This window comes from Citrobacter sp. Cb028, from assembly GCF_030336705.1.
Taxonomy (GTDB): domain Bacteria; phylum Pseudomonadota; class Gammaproteobacteria; order Enterobacterales; family Enterobacteriaceae; genus Citrobacter; species Citrobacter braakii.
In genome coordinates, this window is the sequence record NZ_JAOWCZ010000025.1 from 1 (window position 1) to 16,990 (window position 16,990).

At 49.8% G+C, this 16,990-nt stretch carries 16 protein-coding genes and 1 rRNA gene; 2 read left to right on the forward strand and 15 right to left on the reverse strand.

Annotated features, from left to right (window positions below):
* Window positions 1-82 (forward strand): 5S ribosomal RNA (gene rrf / locus OGV75_RS23610); the annotation flags it as partial.
* Between the two features lie 85 nt (window positions 83-167).
* Here rrf and OGV75_RS02230 read toward each other — a convergent pair.
* From OGV75_RS02230 to OGV75_RS02260, 7 genes are all read right to left on the reverse strand, one after another.
* Window positions 168-926 carry an amino acid ABC transporter ATP-binding protein gene (locus OGV75_RS02230; RefSeq protein WP_047359099.1) on the reverse strand — a complete coding sequence of 253 codons (759 nt, stop codon included), beginning with the start codon at window positions 924-926 and terminating at the stop codon, window positions 168-170.
* Window positions 927-933: 7 nt separating this feature from the next.
* Window positions 934-2,037: an amino acid ABC transporter permease gene (locus OGV75_RS02235; protein ID WP_286480354.1), complete on the reverse strand. Its 1,104-nt coding sequence runs from the start codon at window positions 2,035-2,037 to the stop codon at window positions 934-936.
* Window positions 2,038-2,046: 9 nt separating this feature from the next.
* On the reverse strand, window positions 2,047-3,228 hold the full coding sequence (locus OGV75_RS02240) for an amino acid ABC transporter permease (protein ID WP_047359097.1): 1,182 nt from the start codon (window positions 3,226-3,228) through the stop codon (window positions 2,047-2,049).
* Window positions 3,229-3,297: 69 nt separating this feature from the next.
* A complete protein-coding gene (locus tag OGV75_RS02245) occupies window positions 3,298-4,323 on the reverse strand; it encodes an amino acid ABC transporter substrate-binding protein (RefSeq protein ID WP_003025295.1) in 1,026 nt (341 codons plus the stop codon).
* Window positions 4,324-4,783: 460 nt separating this feature from the next.
* On the reverse strand, window positions 4,784-5,005 hold the full coding sequence (locus OGV75_RS02250; RefSeq protein ID WP_003025292.1) for a lipoprotein: 222 nt from the start codon (window positions 5,003-5,005) through the stop codon (window positions 4,784-4,786).
* A gap of 272 nt (window positions 5,006-5,277) precedes the next feature.
* Complete coding sequence (locus tag OGV75_RS02255; protein ID WP_016157598.1) at window positions 5,278-8,391, reverse strand: efflux RND transporter permease subunit; 3,114 nt, start codon at window positions 8,389-8,391, stop codon at window positions 5,278-5,280.
* Between the two features lie 11 nt (window positions 8,392-8,402).
* A complete protein-coding gene (locus OGV75_RS02260) occupies window positions 8,403-9,566 on the reverse strand; it encodes an efflux RND transporter periplasmic adaptor subunit (RefSeq protein WP_151222264.1) in 1,164 nt (387 codons plus the stop codon).
* A 413-nt stretch (window positions 9,567-9,979) separates the two neighbouring features.
* Here OGV75_RS02260 and envR point away from each other — a divergent pair, with 413 nt between their 5' ends.
* Window positions 9,980-10,636: an acrEF/envCD operon transcriptional regulator gene (gene envR, locus OGV75_RS02265; protein ID WP_047359095.1), complete on the forward strand. Its 657-nt coding sequence runs from the start codon at window positions 9,980-9,982 to the stop codon at window positions 10,634-10,636.
* A gap of 46 nt (window positions 10,637-10,682) precedes the next feature.
* On the opposite strand, the gene OGV75_RS02270 is transcribed toward envR, so the two are convergent.
* The 8 genes from OGV75_RS02270 to OGV75_RS02305 form a co-directional block, all read right to left on the reverse strand.
* Complete coding sequence (locus OGV75_RS02270) at window positions 10,683-10,847, reverse strand: DUF2556 family protein (RefSeq protein ID WP_003025279.1); 165 nt, start codon at window positions 10,845-10,847, stop codon at window positions 10,683-10,685.
* A gap of 82 nt (window positions 10,848-10,929) precedes the next feature.
* Complete coding sequence (gene yhdJ, locus OGV75_RS02275) at window positions 10,930-11,814, reverse strand: adenine-specific DNA-methyltransferase (RefSeq protein WP_286480355.1); 885 nt, start codon at window positions 11,812-11,814, stop codon at window positions 10,930-10,932.
* 88 nt (window positions 11,815-11,902) lie between these two features.
* A complete protein-coding gene (fis, locus tag OGV75_RS02280; RefSeq protein WP_000462905.1) occupies window positions 11,903-12,199 on the reverse strand; it encodes a DNA-binding transcriptional regulator Fis in 297 nt (98 codons plus the stop codon).
* A 25-nt stretch (window positions 12,200-12,224) separates the two neighbouring features.
* Window positions 12,225-13,190 carry a tRNA dihydrouridine synthase DusB gene (dusB, locus tag OGV75_RS02285; protein WP_047359094.1) on the reverse strand — a complete coding sequence of 322 codons (966 nt, stop codon included), beginning with the start codon at window positions 13,188-13,190 and terminating at the stop codon, window positions 12,225-12,227.
* Between the two features lie 298 nt (window positions 13,191-13,488).
* Window positions 13,489-14,265 carry a carbonic anhydrase gene (locus OGV75_RS02290; RefSeq protein ID WP_053389873.1) on the reverse strand — a complete coding sequence of 259 codons (777 nt, stop codon included), beginning with the start codon at window positions 14,263-14,265 and terminating at the stop codon, window positions 13,489-13,491.
* A 128-nt stretch (window positions 14,266-14,393) separates the two neighbouring features.
* Window positions 14,394-15,275, reverse strand: a complete 882-nt coding sequence (prmA, locus tag OGV75_RS02295) for a 50S ribosomal protein L11 methyltransferase (RefSeq protein WP_046275075.1) — start codon at window positions 15,273-15,275, stop codon at window positions 14,394-14,396.
* A gap of 12 nt (window positions 15,276-15,287) precedes the next feature.
* Window positions 15,288-16,739, reverse strand: a complete 1,452-nt coding sequence (panF, locus tag OGV75_RS02300) for a sodium/pantothenate symporter (RefSeq protein WP_016157593.1) — start codon at window positions 16,737-16,739, stop codon at window positions 15,288-15,290.
* Window positions 16,729-16,971: a YhdT family protein gene (locus OGV75_RS02305; protein WP_016154721.1), complete on the reverse strand. Its 243-nt coding sequence runs from the start codon at window positions 16,969-16,971 to the stop codon at window positions 16,729-16,731. Before OGV75_RS02305 ends, panF begins: the two co-directional genes overlap by 11 nt.
* Window positions 16,972-16,990 lie beyond the last annotated feature (19 nt).

Genomic DNA, 16,990 nt, shown 5'->3' on the forward strand with positions numbered 1-16,990 from the left:
CCATGCCGAACTCAGAAGTGAAACGCCGTAGCGCCGATGGTAGTGTGGGGTCTCCCCATGCGAGAGTAGGGAACTGCCAGACATCAAATAAAAACAAAAGGCCCAGTCTTTCGACTGGGCCTTTTGTTTTATCTGTTAAACGCCAGTGCTGTATCCGGCGCATGGCTTTAATGGATAACCTGCGACAAAAACGCACGCGTGCGTTCAGATTTGGGGTGAGCAAAAAACTCATCCGGTGCTGCCTGTTCAACAATCTCGCCAAGATCCATAAAGATCACCCGGTCGGCCACTGTACGGGCAAAGCCCATTTCATGGGTAACACACAGCATGGTCATGCCTGATTGTGCCAGACCTATCATGGTATCAAGCACTTCTTTTACCATTTCAGGATCCAACGCTGATGTGGGTTCATCGAATAACATGATTTTGGGTTTCATGCACAGTGAGCGTGCAATGGCCACGCGCTGTTGCTGCCCACCAGAGATTTGCCCAGGATACTTATACGCATGTTCAGCAATGCGAACTCGCTCAAGGTAGTGCATTGCCAGAGCTTCAGCCTCTTTTTTCGGCATCTTTTGTACCCAGATTGGTGCCAGCGTGCAGTTTTGCAGGACCGTCAAATGAGGAAAGAGATTAAAGTGCTGAAAAACCATGCCAACTTCTTGTCTGACGCGCTCAATATTGCGGATATCTTCATTGAGTTCGATCCCATCCACCACAATACGTCCTTGCTGATGCTCTTCCAGATGGTTGATACAGCGGATAGTTGTCGATTTACCCGAACCGGAAGGTCCGCATAATACGATGCGTTCTCCCTGCTTTACCTTCAGGTTGATGTTTTTCAGGACGTGAAACTGTCCGTACCATTTGTTGACGTTTTCCAGCGTAATCATCGCGTCGGTAGACGGCATTAATAATTGGCTCATAAATTCCTCAGTGCGGTGTACGCCCGGTGTTAAAACGTTTTTCCAGATGTTGGCTGTAACGCGACATGCTAAAACAGAAGATCCAGTAAATCAGTGCAGCGAAAACATATCCTTCCGTCGACATACCCAACCATGAAGGGTCTACAGTTGCCTGCTGCACGCTACTGAAGAGATCAAACAGGCCGATGATGATGACCAGACTGGTATCCTTAAACAGGGCGATAATCGTGTTAACCAGACCCGGAATAACCAGCTTGAGGGCTTGCGGAAGAATGACCAGCCCTTGCGTTTTCCAGTACCCTAACGCCAGTGATTCAGCGGCTTCATACTGACCTTTTGGTAGGGCCTGTAACCCTCCGCGAACCACTTCTGCGACATACGCCGACTGGAAAAGAATCACGCCGACCAGCGCCCGGATAAGTTTGTCGATACTGGCCCCTTCGGACATAAACAGAGGAAGCATGACCGAGGACATAAAAAGGACGGTAATCAACGGCACACCGCGCCAGAACTCAATGAAAATGACGGATAAAATCCGCACGACTGGCATATGAGACCGACGTCCAAGCGCCAGTAAAATACCCCACGGAAGCGCGCCCGCAATCCCCACGGATGCAATGATAAGCGTCAGTGTTAATCCGCCCCACTGTCGGGTTTCTACGCGCTCAAGTCCGAAAAAACCACCGTACATCAACCACCAGACCACCACGGGATAAACGACGGCCCAGACGGCGATATAGCGGCCACGGTGAGGAATAGATTTCCAGAACATAGGGACGATAGAGGCCAGGCCAATGATCAGGGCCAGATTTACGCGCCAGCGCTGATCGTGGGGATAAAGTCCATACATGAATTGCCCAAAGCGTTCATGAATGAACACCCAGCAAGCCCCTGCTTTGGTGCAGTCTGCGCGGGTTGAACCGACCCAGTTGGCCTGAAAGAATACCCAGTTCAGCAGTGGCGGAAGAAATGACCAAATCAGCCAAATGCACAGCAGCGTGAGCAGGCTATTTGACCAACTGGAGAACAGGTTTTTACGCACCCAGAGTAGACTGCGGCTTGCCGGGTTACTGTTCTGACGCGAGGGGTGAGACAGCAGTGCTTTTGTCATCATGGCTCCTTAGCGCTCAATCAGTGCAATACGGCGGTTATAAATATTCATCAGCAGAGAAATGCTCAGGCTGATGATCAGGTACACCGACATCGTGATAGCAATGGTTTCAATGGCTTGCCCTGTTTGATTGAGTACCGTGCCGGCAAACAGTGAAACCATATCCGGGTAGCCAATAGCGGCCGCAAGTGAGGAGTTTTTGACGATATTCAGATACTGGCTGGTTAATGGGGGAATGATGACGCGCAGCGCCTGTGGGATGATCACCTGGCGCAGTGTCACCGGATTTGGCAGACCCAGCGAGCGTGCTGCTTCATGTTGGCCATAAGGAACGGCCTGGATTCCAGCTCGAATAATTTCTGCAATAAACGCCGAGGTATACACTGAAAGCGCCAGCGTCAGGGCAGCCAGTTCGGGAATAAGCACCATACCGCCACGGAAGTTAAAACCGCGAAGGGCGGGGATATCCCAGTGAAGCGCTGCGCCAAACAGCCACTGTGAGATCATCGGTAAAAGCACGATCAGCGCCAGAGCCGTGGGCCAGGTCCGGCGTAGCTGACCGGTTTTAGTCTGGTGCATTCTGTTGTAGCGAAATAGCCCGATAGTGACGACGATAGTGATAATTACAGCGCCGCAAAAGGCAAAAAATCCTTCTCCCATTTGCGGTGCCGGAATATAGAGCCCCCGGTTACTCAGAAACATCAAGTCCAGCGCGTTAACGGCCTGACGTGGGCCGGGCAGGTTACGTAATACGGCGAAATACCAAAAGAAGATCTGCAGCAGCGGCGGTATATTGCGGAACGTTTCGATGTAGATCGTCGAGAGCTTTCGTAATAACCAGTTATCTGACAGGCGTGCCAGTCCGAGAAAGAAACCAATAATTGATGCGAAAACAATACACAGTGCAGAAACCAATAGCGTATTGAGTAGGCCAACGATAAAGACACGGCCATACGTATCGCCTTGCTCGTAATCGATCAGATGCTGGACAATACCAAATCCGGCGCTGCGATCGAGAAAAGAGAATCCCGAGGTAATACCGCTATTGTTCAGGTTATTTATCGTGTTATGGATGAGATAGACCGCAATGCAGATGACCGCAATGACGGCAAGTATTTGAAATAACCAGGCGCGGACCGCAGGGTTAGAAAAGGATAACGATCCTTTTACGATTGAGCGGCGATGGAACATAAGAAAACCTCGGTAACTATGACTCTGGACTGAGCGCCGCAGTCGCGGCACCCGTTACATCACTACGCATTAGCGCACCGGTGGCGCATATTGAATGCCACCGTTATTCCAGAGGTTGTTCTGTCCACGTTTGATCTTCAGTGGGCTTTCCGATCCCACGTTACGCTCAAAGATCTCCGAGTAGTTACCTACCTGCTTGATAATGTTGTAAGCCCATTTGTTATCAAGCTTCAGATCCTTGCCATAATCCCCTTCTTTGCCTAACAGGTGTGCCATATCCGGCGTTGCAGGATTAGCCGCTTTTTCATCGACGTTTTTCGAGTTAACGCCCATTTCTTCCGCATTCAGCATGGCGAACAGCGTCCAGCGAACAATGGAGAACCACTCATCGTCTCCACGACGTACAACAGGTCCCAGCGGTTCTTTAGAAATAACTTCAGGCAGGACAATCCATTCCGCAGGGTTACTCAGCTTGATTCGCAGGGCGTACAACTGAGACTGGTCGGAAGCCAGCGTGTCGCAGCGTCCAGATTCCAGAGCTTTAGCTGATTCATCCGAGCGGTCAAAAGTGACAGGGGTGTACTTCATGTTGTTGGCTTTAAAGTAGTCAGCCACGTTCAGTTCGGTATCTGTTCCTGCCTGGATACAAACCGTTGCGCCATCCAGCTCTTTAGCACTCTTGAGACCCGCTTTATTGTGGGTAAGAAAACCAATGCCGTCGTAATACGTTACGCCAGTGAAAGACATTCCCATTCCTGCGTCACGAGAGGAGGTCCAGGTGGTATTACGAGAGAGCATGTCGACTTCACCAGATTGTAGTGCGGTAAAGCGTTCCTTGGCGGTGAGCGGGGTATATTTTACTTTGCTATCATCGCCAAATACGGCGGAGGCAACGCCACGACATACGTCGACATCAATACCTGAGAACTTACCGCTTGCATCGGCATAAGAAAAGCCAGGCAACCCGTCACTGATCCCACACTGCACAAAACCTTTTTTCTTTACGGCATCAAGTGTTGCGCCGGCATGTGCCTGATTTGCAACCGCAAGCAGCACGCCGGCCGCAGCCAGGCTGGCTATTATCATCTTTTTCATAGAGCATCCTGTGTGGAGGAATTATTGTTATGGAAACGTTCTGAAAACGTCTTTTACCTGTCTGTGGCTATGGCCATACTCTTTTAAGCAAAGGTAGTGCCAGGTTTTTGCGCACGATTATTCGACGCAATATCCAGAGTGTAGACAGGAAAAAATAAATGCAGCGCCCTGAAGTGGTGCAAAATTGAAACGTAAGCCACATTTCGGCGCAAAAAATTTAAAAATCAAACCGGACGCGTGATAACGATTTCGTACGTTAATATTGATGACGTGAGAATAATGAAAAGAAAGCGCGCTGTTACGAAGAACTGAAAAAATGCTAATTTCAAATCGTGGATATGTGAGGAAAATCTATAATAATTTTATTATACGTTGAGTGCTATATACCAACGTTTTGTCTTATATGAAGATTTAATTCTTATTGCAAAAAGCGCGGTACCCACCGCGCTTTTAAGAAGATTTATTTGGTCAGGGCGACTATCCCAAGCGTCAGCCCGGCAACGGCTGCTGCGCCACCGGCGATGGCACCGGCTGTTTCCCAGTTATCCTGCGTGGTGCCTTTCATACAGGTATTGGTATGAACCAGGCGCCCCTGATCGTCGTAGACAGGTACGCAAGGAGAATCGTGTGCACAGCCGGCCAGGAATGCGGTAAGCAATGCAACGGATATTAATCTTTTCATGGTGTTACCTCAAAAATAAGCGTTTCGCTAATTGAGCAAAGACAAACGCTAAGCCATCTGCGAACTCGGCGATTATTTTACCACTTCTTAAAAAAATACTGACATGAGGAATAATCTCAATTCATGTGGATTGTAAAAATAATGGATAAAAAGAAAGGTGATTCGCGATTTTTTCAGGAAGGGTTTATTAGAAATAAATGGCTATCTTATTAATAAATAAAGAGGGGCATCTTAGGTGAAAAAAGCGTCCGAAGACGCCTTTATTTTACAAATTAAACGTTGCGCCGACTAAAACGCCGTCTGACGACAACGAAGAAGACGGGTACGAAGAAGATTGCCAACAATGTCGCGGTCAGCATGCCTCCCATTACGCCTGTACCAACCGCATTCTGCGCCCCGCTACCTGCTCCGTGGCTGATAACCAGAGGCATAACCCCCAGAATAAACGCCAGAGATGTCATCAGGATTGGACGAAGACGCATGCGTGACGCCTCCAGTGTGGCTTCAATCAACCCTTTACCTTCTTTATCCATCAGGTCTTTGGCAAACTCCACGATAAGGATAGCGTTTTTGGCGGAAAGACCGATGGTAGTCAGCAGACCTACCTGGAAGTAAACGTCGTTATTCAGACCGCGTATGGACGCCGCCAGAAGCGCACCGACCACGCCGAGCGGTACAACCAACATGACTGAAAATGGAATGGACCAGCTCTCATACAATGCGGCGAGACACAGGAAGACGACAATTAACGAAATAGCGTATAACGCAGGTGCCTGATTGCCGGAGAGCCGTTCCTGATATGACATCCCCGTCCAGTCATAGCCGATACCGGTTGGCAGCTGTGCTGCCAGGTTTTCCATGAGCGCCATGGCTTCACCGGTGCTTCGACCCGGCGCGGCCTCTCCCAGTATTTCCATTGATGGCATACCGTTGTAACGCTCCAGGCGAGGTGAACCATAAATCCAATGCGATGAACTGAACGCAGAGAATGGCACCATTTCACCATTCCCACTACGTACGTAGAGATTGTTGATGTCGTTGGGTAACATACGGAACGGCGCGTCAGCCTGAACGTATACCTTTTTCACTCGGCCATGATCGATAAAATCGTTCACATAGGTGCCGCCAAGGGCCGTGGAAATCGTTTGGTTTATATCCGACAGACTTACGCCTAACGCCTGGGCTTTTTCCTGATCAATATCCAGCTTAAATTGTGGGGTATCTTCCAGACCGTTAGGGCGCACGCGCACCAGCAAATCTGGATGTTCTCTCACCATACCCAGCAACTGGTTCCGGGCTTTCGTCAGTTCTGTATGACCGAGGTTAGCCTGATCAATTAACTGAAAATCAAAGCCGGTCGCGGTACCCAGTTCAAGAATGGCAGGCATGTTGAACGGGAACACCAGTCCATCTTTAATCTGGCTGAACGCCCTGGTCGCACGTTCGACGATAGCCGTCACGCCGTTTTCATCGCCCGAACGCTCTTCCCATGGTTTGAGGCTAATAAAGACGATACCGGAGTTCTGTCCCTGGCCGCTAAAGCTGAAGCCATTAACGGTGAACACCGATTTTACGTTCGCTTTTTCCTGGTTCAGGTAGTAATTCTGAATCTGATCCAGCACCTGCTGTGTGCGCGTCTGTGTCGCACCGGCAGGAAGTTGCACCATTGTCATAAAGACCCCCTGATCCTCTTCGGGCAAGAAGGAGGTAGGGAGGCGTAAAAACAGAACAGCCATTCCGCCGACGATAAGAACATATAGCAACAAGTAGCGTCCGGTTTTGCGCAGAATACCGCTGATACTATTGCTGTAATGCCCGACGCTTTTATCGAACAGGGCGTTAAACCATCCGAAAAAACCGCCTTTCTTTTCAACATGTCCGGCGGAAACGGGTTTTAGCAGCGTTGCGCAAAGCGCTGGCGTAAGAATGAGGGCGACCAGAACAGAAAGCGCCATCGCTGAAACAATGGTCAGAGAGAACTGGCGGTAAATGGCGCCGGTCGAGCCGCCAAAGAACGCCATGGGGATAAATACCGCCGAGAGCACCATCGCGATCCCGACCAGTGCGCCCTGGATCTGGACCATGGATTTCTGCGTCGCCTCTTTGGGCGGCAGTTTCTCTTCCGCCATGACGCGTTCGACGTTTTCTACTACCACGATGGCGTCATCGACCAGCAGGCCGATGGCCAGCACCATTCCGAACATCGTTAGCGTGTTGATGGAGAATCCGAATGCGGCGAGGATCGCGAATGTTCCCAACAGCACGACAGGCACTGCGATAGTTGGAATCAGCGTGGCGCGCAGATTTTGCAGGAACAGGTACATCACCAGGAAGACGAGGATGATGGCTTCAAACAGCGTTTTCACCACCTCGTTAATCGAGATTTTTACAAATGGTGTAGTGTCATAGGGGTAAACCACTTGCAAACCTTGCGGGAAGAAAGGTTGTAACTCAGCCAGCTTTGCTTTGACGCCTGCGGCAGTATCCAGCGCGTTTGCACCGGTCGCCAGCTTAATGCCCAGGCCTGTTGCAGGCTGACCATTAATTTTCGTCACCATGTTATAGTTTTCGCCGCCGAGTTCGATGCGGGCTACATCTCTGAGGTGAACCATTGAGCCATCCTGGCCCACCTTCAGCGTTATGCGGCCAAACTCTTCCGGCGTTTTCAGGCGTGTCTGAGCAATAATGGAGGCATTAAGTTGTTGACCCTGGACGGATGGTGCGCCTCCCAGTTGGCCTGCGGCAATCTGATTGTTTTGCGTTCTCAGTTGATTGATAACGTCCAGCGGAGTCAACTGATATTTGTTCATTGCGTTGCTGTCGAGCCAGATGCGCATTGCGTACTGTGCACCAAACATCTGGACATCGCCGACACCTGCTGTTCGGCTTATTGCGTCTTTAACGTTAGACGCCACATAGTCGGAAATATCATCCTGCGTCAGATTGTTATTATCGGAGACAAAACCCGCCACCATCAGGAAACCGCTACTGGATTTCTCGACGCTGATCCCCTGCTGCTGTACTTCCTGTGGCAGTAAGGGCATCGCTAACTGTAATTTGTTTTGCACCTGGACCTGTGCGATATCCGGGTCAGTACCCGACTCGAAAGTCAGAGTAATGGTGACGCTCCCGGAGGAATCGCTGGTGGAGGACATATACATCAGGTTATCGATACCGTTCATATTCTGTTCGATAACCTGCGTAACCGTGTCTTGTACCGTCTGCGCATCCGCACCTGGGTAGGTGGCAGAAATAGCGACCGCAGGAGGTGCAATGGTCGGATACTGTGCAACGGGCAGTTGCATGATTGCCAGAGCCCCTGCCATCATCAGAATGATGGCCAGAACCCAGGCAAAAATAGGGCGATTGATAAAAAAGTTAGCCATGTCCGGTTACCTTATTGCGCAGTTTTTGCGGCTGGAGTTTCGGTATCGGTGGTTGCTTTAACCTTTACGCCGGGACGCGCTTTCTGCAATCCGCTGACGATAACCTTATCGCCAGGCTGTAAGCCCTCGCTGATTAACCACTTGTCACCTATCGCCTGAGTAGCAACGACGGTGCGAGCCTCGACCTGACTCTTGTCATTGACAACCATCACCGTTGCATCGCCGCGTGGCGTTCGCGTTACCCCTTGCTGGGGAACGAGAATGGCATTCGGCTGGATGCCTTCATCAATACGAGCACGCACAAACATGCCCGGCAGCAGCGTGTGCTGTGGGTTAGGGAATACGGCCCTGAGGGTGATGGATCCGGTACTTTCATCAACGGTGACATCAGAGAACTGCAACGCACCTTTCAGCGGGTACGACTGACCATTTTCCATCACCAGTTCGACGGTACTGCTGGCGCTGTCTTTATGCAGGCTCCCTTGCTCAACGGACTGTTTGAGGCGCATAAAGTCATTACTGGACTGTGTTACGTCGACGTAAATAGGATCAAGTTGTTGCACGGTAGCAAGCTCAGTTGCCTGGCCATTCGTGACTAATGCGCCTTCGGTGACGTTAGATTTACCGATACGTCCGCTAATGGGCGATGTCACTTTGGTGTAGGCCAGGTTGATACGAGCGCTTTCGACCGCCGCTTTTGCCGCGATAACGGAGGCATCGGCCTGGCGAGCATCAGCAATGGCCTGATCGTACTCTTGCTGGCTGATGTACTTAGTGCCAACCAGCGGGACATAACGTTTTACCGTTAAATGTGCGATAGCTGCTGCCGCTTCACTCTTTGCCAGTTCGCCTTTGGCGCTGTCGTAGTCGGCCTGGTAAGTCGCAGGATCGATCTGATAAAGCGACTGACCGGCTTCAACATCGCTTCCCTCGGTGAAATTCCGTTTAAGTACAATCCCGCTGACCTGAGGACGGACTTCAGCAATACGAAATGCTGTTGTGCGCCCAGGTAATTCGGTCGTCACGGCTAAAGGCGCCTTTTCGACGACATGGACAGTCACCTGCGGCTCTGCGGGGTGAGCTTGTGTTTCTCCCTGATCGTTACAACCGGCGAGTAATACAGCGGACATGATGATGAATGAGGGCAGGAGTGAAAACCTGGCATTTTTCGTCATTTCTATTCCTTAAAAAACCGAACGCTCGTTATTAACCGGGTAACGCAGAGGCGATAACGCGCACAAGTGAAAATAATGGTTGGCTATCCTACAAATTATTAGCTTGCGATGTAAGCAATACTTATTTATGGGCGCGATACACGGCACGTAAAAACAAAAAAGGATTTATCTTCGGTTGTTTCATTATGGTTTTAATAGTAATGCAATGATGCGCATAAACACATATTGAAATAAGTATTCGGTTGGTGAATATATTGGTGGTTGTTATTTGTTTTGTTTATTCGTGTGCAATATCCATAATTAACTGTTTTAGAACTCGTCTAAATAAACGCTAAGTGATACATTTGTTCCGTTTAGCAAATATTACATAAGAAAGTTAATCATTCTCTACCTTACCTCAGACAGTCGAAACCATGGCCAGAAAAACGAAAGCTGATGCCCTCAAAACACGACAGCACCTGATAGAAACAGCGATTATGCAGTTTGCCGTGCGTGGTGTTAGCAATACGACGTTAAACGACATTGCGGATGCCGCCAGCGTGACGCGGGGGGCGCTCTATTGGCATTTTGAAAATAAGACGCAATTGTTCAATGCGCTATGGTTACAACAACCTTCATTACGCGATCTTATTCAGGATAAACTTATTGGTCGTTGGGGTGATAATCCTTTACAGCGACTGCGTGAAAAGTTTGTTGTGGGATTGCAATATATTGCACAGAATCCTCGCCAGCAGGCATTAATGCAAATTTTATATCATAAATGTGAATTTCATAACGATATGATATCAGAACAGACCATTCGCGATAAAATAGGTCTCAGTCATCAAAGCATTCGTGATTCACTGCAAAAATGCGTGGATGAAAATCTGATTGCTACCAGTCTGGATTTAGATGTCATCATCATTATTCTGCACGGTAGCTTTAGCGGGATAATAAAAAACTGGTTAATGAATCCAGTGAGTTATGATTTGTATGGGCAAGCGCCAGTATTAGTTGATAACGTATTAAAAATGTTAAGCCCAGACGGCTGTGTAATGCAATTAATGCAGAGTGAAAATCAGCCAGGATAGTTTTAGCCGCCAGGACCTGACGGCTGTCGACGTATTTTTCGTCGTGCTATTCGAGGTCGACGCAGTTGACCAGCTTGAGGGGGTTTACAGAATTCATATTCCGGCACTTATCGTGCTCCGTTGTCATCAGCTCTATCCACTGAATGAGCAGCGCATCAAAGAGAAAAACGAAGACCGCAAAAACAACCAGCCACCAATACTTGCGAATCATTACCAAACCCTGTGTATTCATGCCCAAGCGTGCAGGGAATATACACGAAATCTGCAAGCTGAAAAGCAGACTTACAATGCCTTTACTTTGCTGAAAGATCGCCGCTCTTTGCTGTTAATCGACTCTTTTTAGACAGATTTTTTGTCTTCCGCTTTTTCACCTTTGCAAGTTCATTCTCTGAAAAATGCGAACCAATACTCATTCTTCTGAGCCCCATTTTTACGTACTCGGCATTGATTTCAATCCCGACAAACTTGCGACCTAATTCCACGGCAGTGGCACCGGTAGTGAAGCTACCGGCAAACGGATCCAGCACGCTGTCATCTGGACTGGAGGAAGCCAGAATGATGCGTTCAAGGAGGGCTTTGGGTTTTTGAGTCGGGTGATTTTCGTATTCGTCCATCAGATAACGAACGCGTGGAAACTCCCAGACATTGCCTGGTACTTTTTTCTGGTTGTAAGGTTGGGGCGGGTTCTTTCTGTAGTCTATCAGTGCACGTTTAGCGCCCGTTTTGGCTTCAACCAAAATATCATCACGATTAAACGTGTAGTTTTTCTGATCTTTTACCATCATCAGAAGCGGTTCATACATCGAACCAAAGTAATTTTTGGCCTGCACCCCGGAGCTATCGTATGACCACACGATACGGCTCTTGATGGTAAAGAGCTGGCGGCATTTGAGATCGATGTACGGCATGTTCTCCGTACTGTTCATGATGTACATGGTGCCGTGTGGTTTGAGAATGCGATGGCACTCGTCAATGCACTCAAACAGCCATGCCAAAAATGCCTCTTCGTCCCAGGATTCCACCATCCCGTCAAAGTCTTTACCGATGTTATAAGGTGGGTCGGCGAAAATGAGATCGACGCTTTCTGACGGCAGCTTTTTCAGTTCGGTCAGAGCATCACCCAGGATTGTCTTTTTAGATTCATCGCCAAAATAGACAGGTTCACATCTTGCGTTCATCGCCAAAGCCTCCCGTGTGACGTTAATAAAAAAGGCGCTTCCCCATGCCGAGTAGCGCCTTTTAAAACAAACATTTCGCTGATTAGTATCAGTTCATGCCGTATTTTTTCAGTTTTTTACGCAGCGTACCACGGTTGATGCCCATCATCAGGGCAGCACGGGTCTGGTTACCGCGGGTGTATTGCATCACCATGTCCAACAGGGGCTGTTCTACTTCAGCCAGTACCAGCTCATAGAGATCGTTAACATCCTGACCATTCAATTGAGCAAAATAGTTCTTCAGTGCCTGTTTAACCGAGTCACGCAGGGGCTTTTGAGTTACCTGATCCTGAGAGTTAACGGTAGAAACGGTCAGTACGTCAGAATTTACGCGTTGTTCGAACATAGTTCTGTCAGCTCTTTATTTCTGTTTACGCAAAATTTTCGAAGTATGCCTCCAACGCCACCAGCTGTTCGCTGGAATCTTCAATGGCGTTGAATGTGCGCCGAAACTGGTCATCCGGAGCGTGTTCCTGGAGATACCAGGATACGTGTTTACGCGCAATTCGGTACCCTTTTGCCTGACCATAAAAGTCGTGCAGTTCCCGAACGTGCGCACAAAGCAAGCGCTTCACCTCTGCCAGAGGCAGCGGGGGCAGCAGCTCCCCAGTGTCCAGATAATGCTGGATTTCCCGAAAGATCCAGGGTCTTCCCTGAGCTGCACGTCCTATCATCAGGGCATCCGCCCCCGTATAGTCGAGTACAGCTCTGGCTTTATGCGGGTCAGTAATGTCGCCATTCGCGATAATCGGAATGGAAACTTTCTGCTTAACTGCCCGAATACTGTCGTACTCAGCATCTCCATTGAACAAACAGGCGCGGGTGCGTCCATGAATGGTCAGAGCCTGAATGCCACAGTCTTCAGCCAGTTGGGCAATCTCTACGCAGTTACGGTGTTCCGGAGCCCAGCCGGTGCGAATCTTGAGTGTGACAGGAACGTCCACTGCATTGACGACCTCGGTTAGTATTGATTTCACTAGATCCGGGTACTGCAAGAGGGCTGAACCTGCGAGCTTGCGATTCACTTTTTTAGCCGGACACCCCATATTGATATCAATAATCTGGGCGCCGCTTTCCACGTTAATACGTGCGGCATCGGCCATCTCAACAGGGTCGCTACCGGCAATTTGCACCGTGCGAATTCCTGGCTCATCAACGTGCACCATCCGTAAACGAGACTTGTCACTTTCCCAAACCTGCGGGTTAGAAGACATCATCTCGGATACCGTCAATCCTGCTCCCATCTCATAGCACAGCGTCCTGAATGGTCTGTCAGTGATGCCAGCCATAGGTGCTGCGATCAGGCGATTTCTGAGCTGGTATTGTCCGATGCGCATGAGTTAAGAAATGACCATACTGTGACTGCAAGGCGGCGTATATTACGCATTTTTCGCACGAGATGAAAGGCCAAACTTTGACCAATCCACTGAGGTGGATCAATGAATTGCCGTAAATATGAACGCATGAAAATATTTAATCATATAAATCATTGCATTATAAAGATGTGTCGATTTTATATACACATATAATTTTGCGTAACTTCTCATTTTTTCTTCAGCCGCAGAAGGTGCTGGCAAGATATTCTGCTGAATTAATCAGCAAATTGTCTCGCCATTGTGTGATCTCTACCTCATTTTAGTACAGGATCTCGATATCTCCTGAATGGCTGTCGATGATCTTGCGTTCATTTACTGGCTGCGGTGGGCGATTGTTCGCAGGCCCAACAATGTAGTGAAATTTATCCAGTTGTTCGGCGGAAAGGGCAACAGGCGTTTTCAGGACAGTCCAGCTGACGCCTTCAGTACAGGGAGGTGTAGTTAGCGAACCACTATAGCGCCAGTAGGTTTTATCGTCGGGTAAAAGTTGGTTGATATCGACTGGCGAGAAGATGGGCATACTGTTGTCCTCCATGGTTGGAAATGACTCCCACAGATTTTGAATCGCCTGGTTAGGTTCGCCGACGTCAAACATGACCGCCACGATAGTGACGTCTCCGTGTTGGTTTTTGTGGACTAACTGCAACTCCAGCGGATAGGTTTTACCGTTGAAGGTATGTTCGCTCGGGGCGTGAAAATCTAATTGTTTTAGAAAATAAATCTTTCCATCAACTTCAATGGAGTTTGAGGTATAGCTACTCATTGTTGCCTGCAGAGTATGGTTAATGCTCTGAAATCTTGTCGGACCATCAACATATTGCATGTTGAGTGAAGGAAGTCCAAGTTTACGAGTTTTGGCGGTCTGGATATCAATGGGTGATTGATTTATTCCGGTCTGGCACGTTGCATACTCTTTGCTGATTTCTCCCCACTGTGCGGGACCAGATTCTCCGCTATAACCCCATGGCGCGGCCAGCGCGGTCAGTGGCATCAGGTATGCTGTCAGTAAAGTTGTGATAAATAGGTTGAAGCGCATACGTTTACTCAACGAAAATCAATATAAATATTAACAAAATCAATAAATTATTATATCGCTGGAGAACGTCTCAGTATGCTGGTCAATTGTCTGAAAATGGCGTGGTCAGGCAACCACGCCGGAAGGGATTATTTTTTCTGACCGGTAATGCGGCACCACTCTTCTTTCTCGACAACCGGATCGAGCGTAAAGAGTTCGGCATAGGCCTCACAGACGCTTTCCGCCTGGCTGGCAAGAATGCCAGAAAGCCCCAGTAAACCGCCCTCAACGGGCAGTACGCTGATTAACGGTGCCAGTTCACGTAATGGGCCTGCGAGGATGTTTGCGACCACCACGTCGGCTTTCATCGCCTCTGGCTGGTCTTTCGGCAGATAAAGCTCCAGACGCTCAGAAACGCCATTACGCTGGGCGTTATCACGGCTGGCCTGAATTGCTTGCGGATCAATGTCTACGCCGATGGCTTTTGCCGCACCCAGCTTCAGTGCCGCAATGGCAAGAATGCCGGAGCCGCAGCCGAAGTCGATGACGGTTTTGCCGTTTAGATCGAGACCGTCCAGCCATTGCAGGCATAGGGAGGTGGTGGGGTGAGTGCCGGTACCAAACGCCAGACCCGGGTCCAGCATCACGTTGACGGCATTCTCATCCGGGACATCGCGCCAGCTTGGGCAAATCCACAAACGTTCACCAAAGCGCATCGGGTGGAAGTTATCCATCCATTCGCGTTCCCAGTCTTTGTCTTCGAGCTGTTCGATTTTATGCGCGAAGCCTGCACCCAGCAGCGGATGCTGCTCCAGGATGGCAACCACTTCTTTCATGTCGGTTTCTGCATCGAACAAGCCGATAACGTCGGTATCTCCCCACAGGCGAGTCTCGCCCGGCAGAGGCTCAAATACCGGCGTATCATGCGTGTCCTGGAAAGTAATGGAAACGGAGCCCGCTTCCATCAGCGCATCGCTCAACTCTTCAGCGTTGGCACCGGTCGTGTTCAGTTTCAGTTGGATCCATGGCATGGCAAAACTCTTTTATTTATCAGTAGTCAATATGGCGGCTTGCGGGACGGCAGAACCGAAACGGTTGCCGATCAGGAAAGCCAGCAAGCTTATCAGTAACGAGGGCACAATCGGGTGGAAACCCAGGTACTGAATGTTAAATGTAGCGAGTACGGCATAAAGAACGCCGCCGATAATCATCGCGCTCAAAGCGCCCGCCGCGTTTGCACGCTCCCAGTACAGGCCCAGTACCAGCGGCCACAGGAAGACAGCTTCCAGCCCGCCAAATGCCAGCAGGTTAAGCCAGATAATCATCTCTGGCGGTTTCCAGGCGGCCAGTAGCAGTAACGCGCCGAGCAACAGGGTAATTACTGCCGACATGCGCTTCAGCCGGGTTTCGTTTTTCAGCTGTTCCGGACGCAGGTTCAGGTACAGATCCTTAATGATCGTAGCGGAACTTTGCAGCAATTGGGCATTGATCGTCGACATGATCGCGGCCATGGGGGCCGCGAGGAAGATCCCGGCAGCTACCGGCGGCAACACTTTGACCATCAGCGTAGGGATAACAAGATCCGGCACTGTCAGATCAGGGATCACCGCACGCCCCAACGCACCCGCCAGATGCATACCAAACATCAGGATCGCCACTACGATGGTGCCGATGATAATGCCGCGGTGTACAGCTTTGCTGTCTTTATAAGAGATGCAGCGTACTGCTGTATGCGGCAGCCCAATTACGCCAAAGCACACCAGTACCCAGAATGAGGTCATGAACGTGGGTGACAGAATGTCATCCGCGCCTTGCGGCGAGACCAGTTTAGGGTCGATAGTTTGCAGGGTTACCACCGCATTGCTGAGGCCACCGGCAGCATGAACGACGCCGACCAGCAGAACAATAGTACCAATCAGCATCACCATACCCTGCATGGTGTCGTTCAGTACGCTGGCGCGAAAACCGCCGAACGCCGTATACAATGCGATACTGACGCCAAAAATAAGCAAACCGGTTTCGTAAGGTATACCTGCAGCGGTTTCAAGCAAACGTGCGCCGCCAATAAACTGTACGGTCATTGCTCCGACAAACGCGACCAGCAGGCTAAGGCTTGCCAGCCACACAAGCAGGCGACTCTGGTAACGGGCAAACAGCATATCGTTGAGGGTAACGGCATTATAACGGCGCGCCAGAATCGCGAATTTCTTACCAAGAATCCCCAAAGAAAGCCAAACGGCGGGCAACTGGATCATCGCCAGCAGCACCCATCCCAGCCCGTATTTGTAAGCGGCGCCAGGACCGCCAATAAACGAGCTGGCGCTAATGTAGGTTGCCGTTAGCGTCATGGCTAATACGACCCCGCCCATCGAGCGGCTGCCGAGGAAATATTCATTCAGGAAAGTGCCGGTCGATCTCTTACGCATGGCGTAAACGGAAAGACCGAAGACCACCAACAGATAGGCGACCAGCGGCAAAATAACTTCAAGCTGCATCGTCATCCTCCAACGGAATGTCGCGATAGATAAACTTCACCATCGCCCAGCACAGCACGATGAAAACCAGCGGCGTTAGCAGGCAGGCCATTTCGAACCAGTGTGGTAAGCCGGTAAAACCGAGCGTGGAATCTGGTAAGTAAGCGGCCACTAACCATGTGGCAAGATATAAAAGGGTCAGCCACAGCGCCCAGCGCGCCTCTTTATGGGCCTGAACAAAACGAGCGTCCATTTTTTGTCCCTTGTGGATA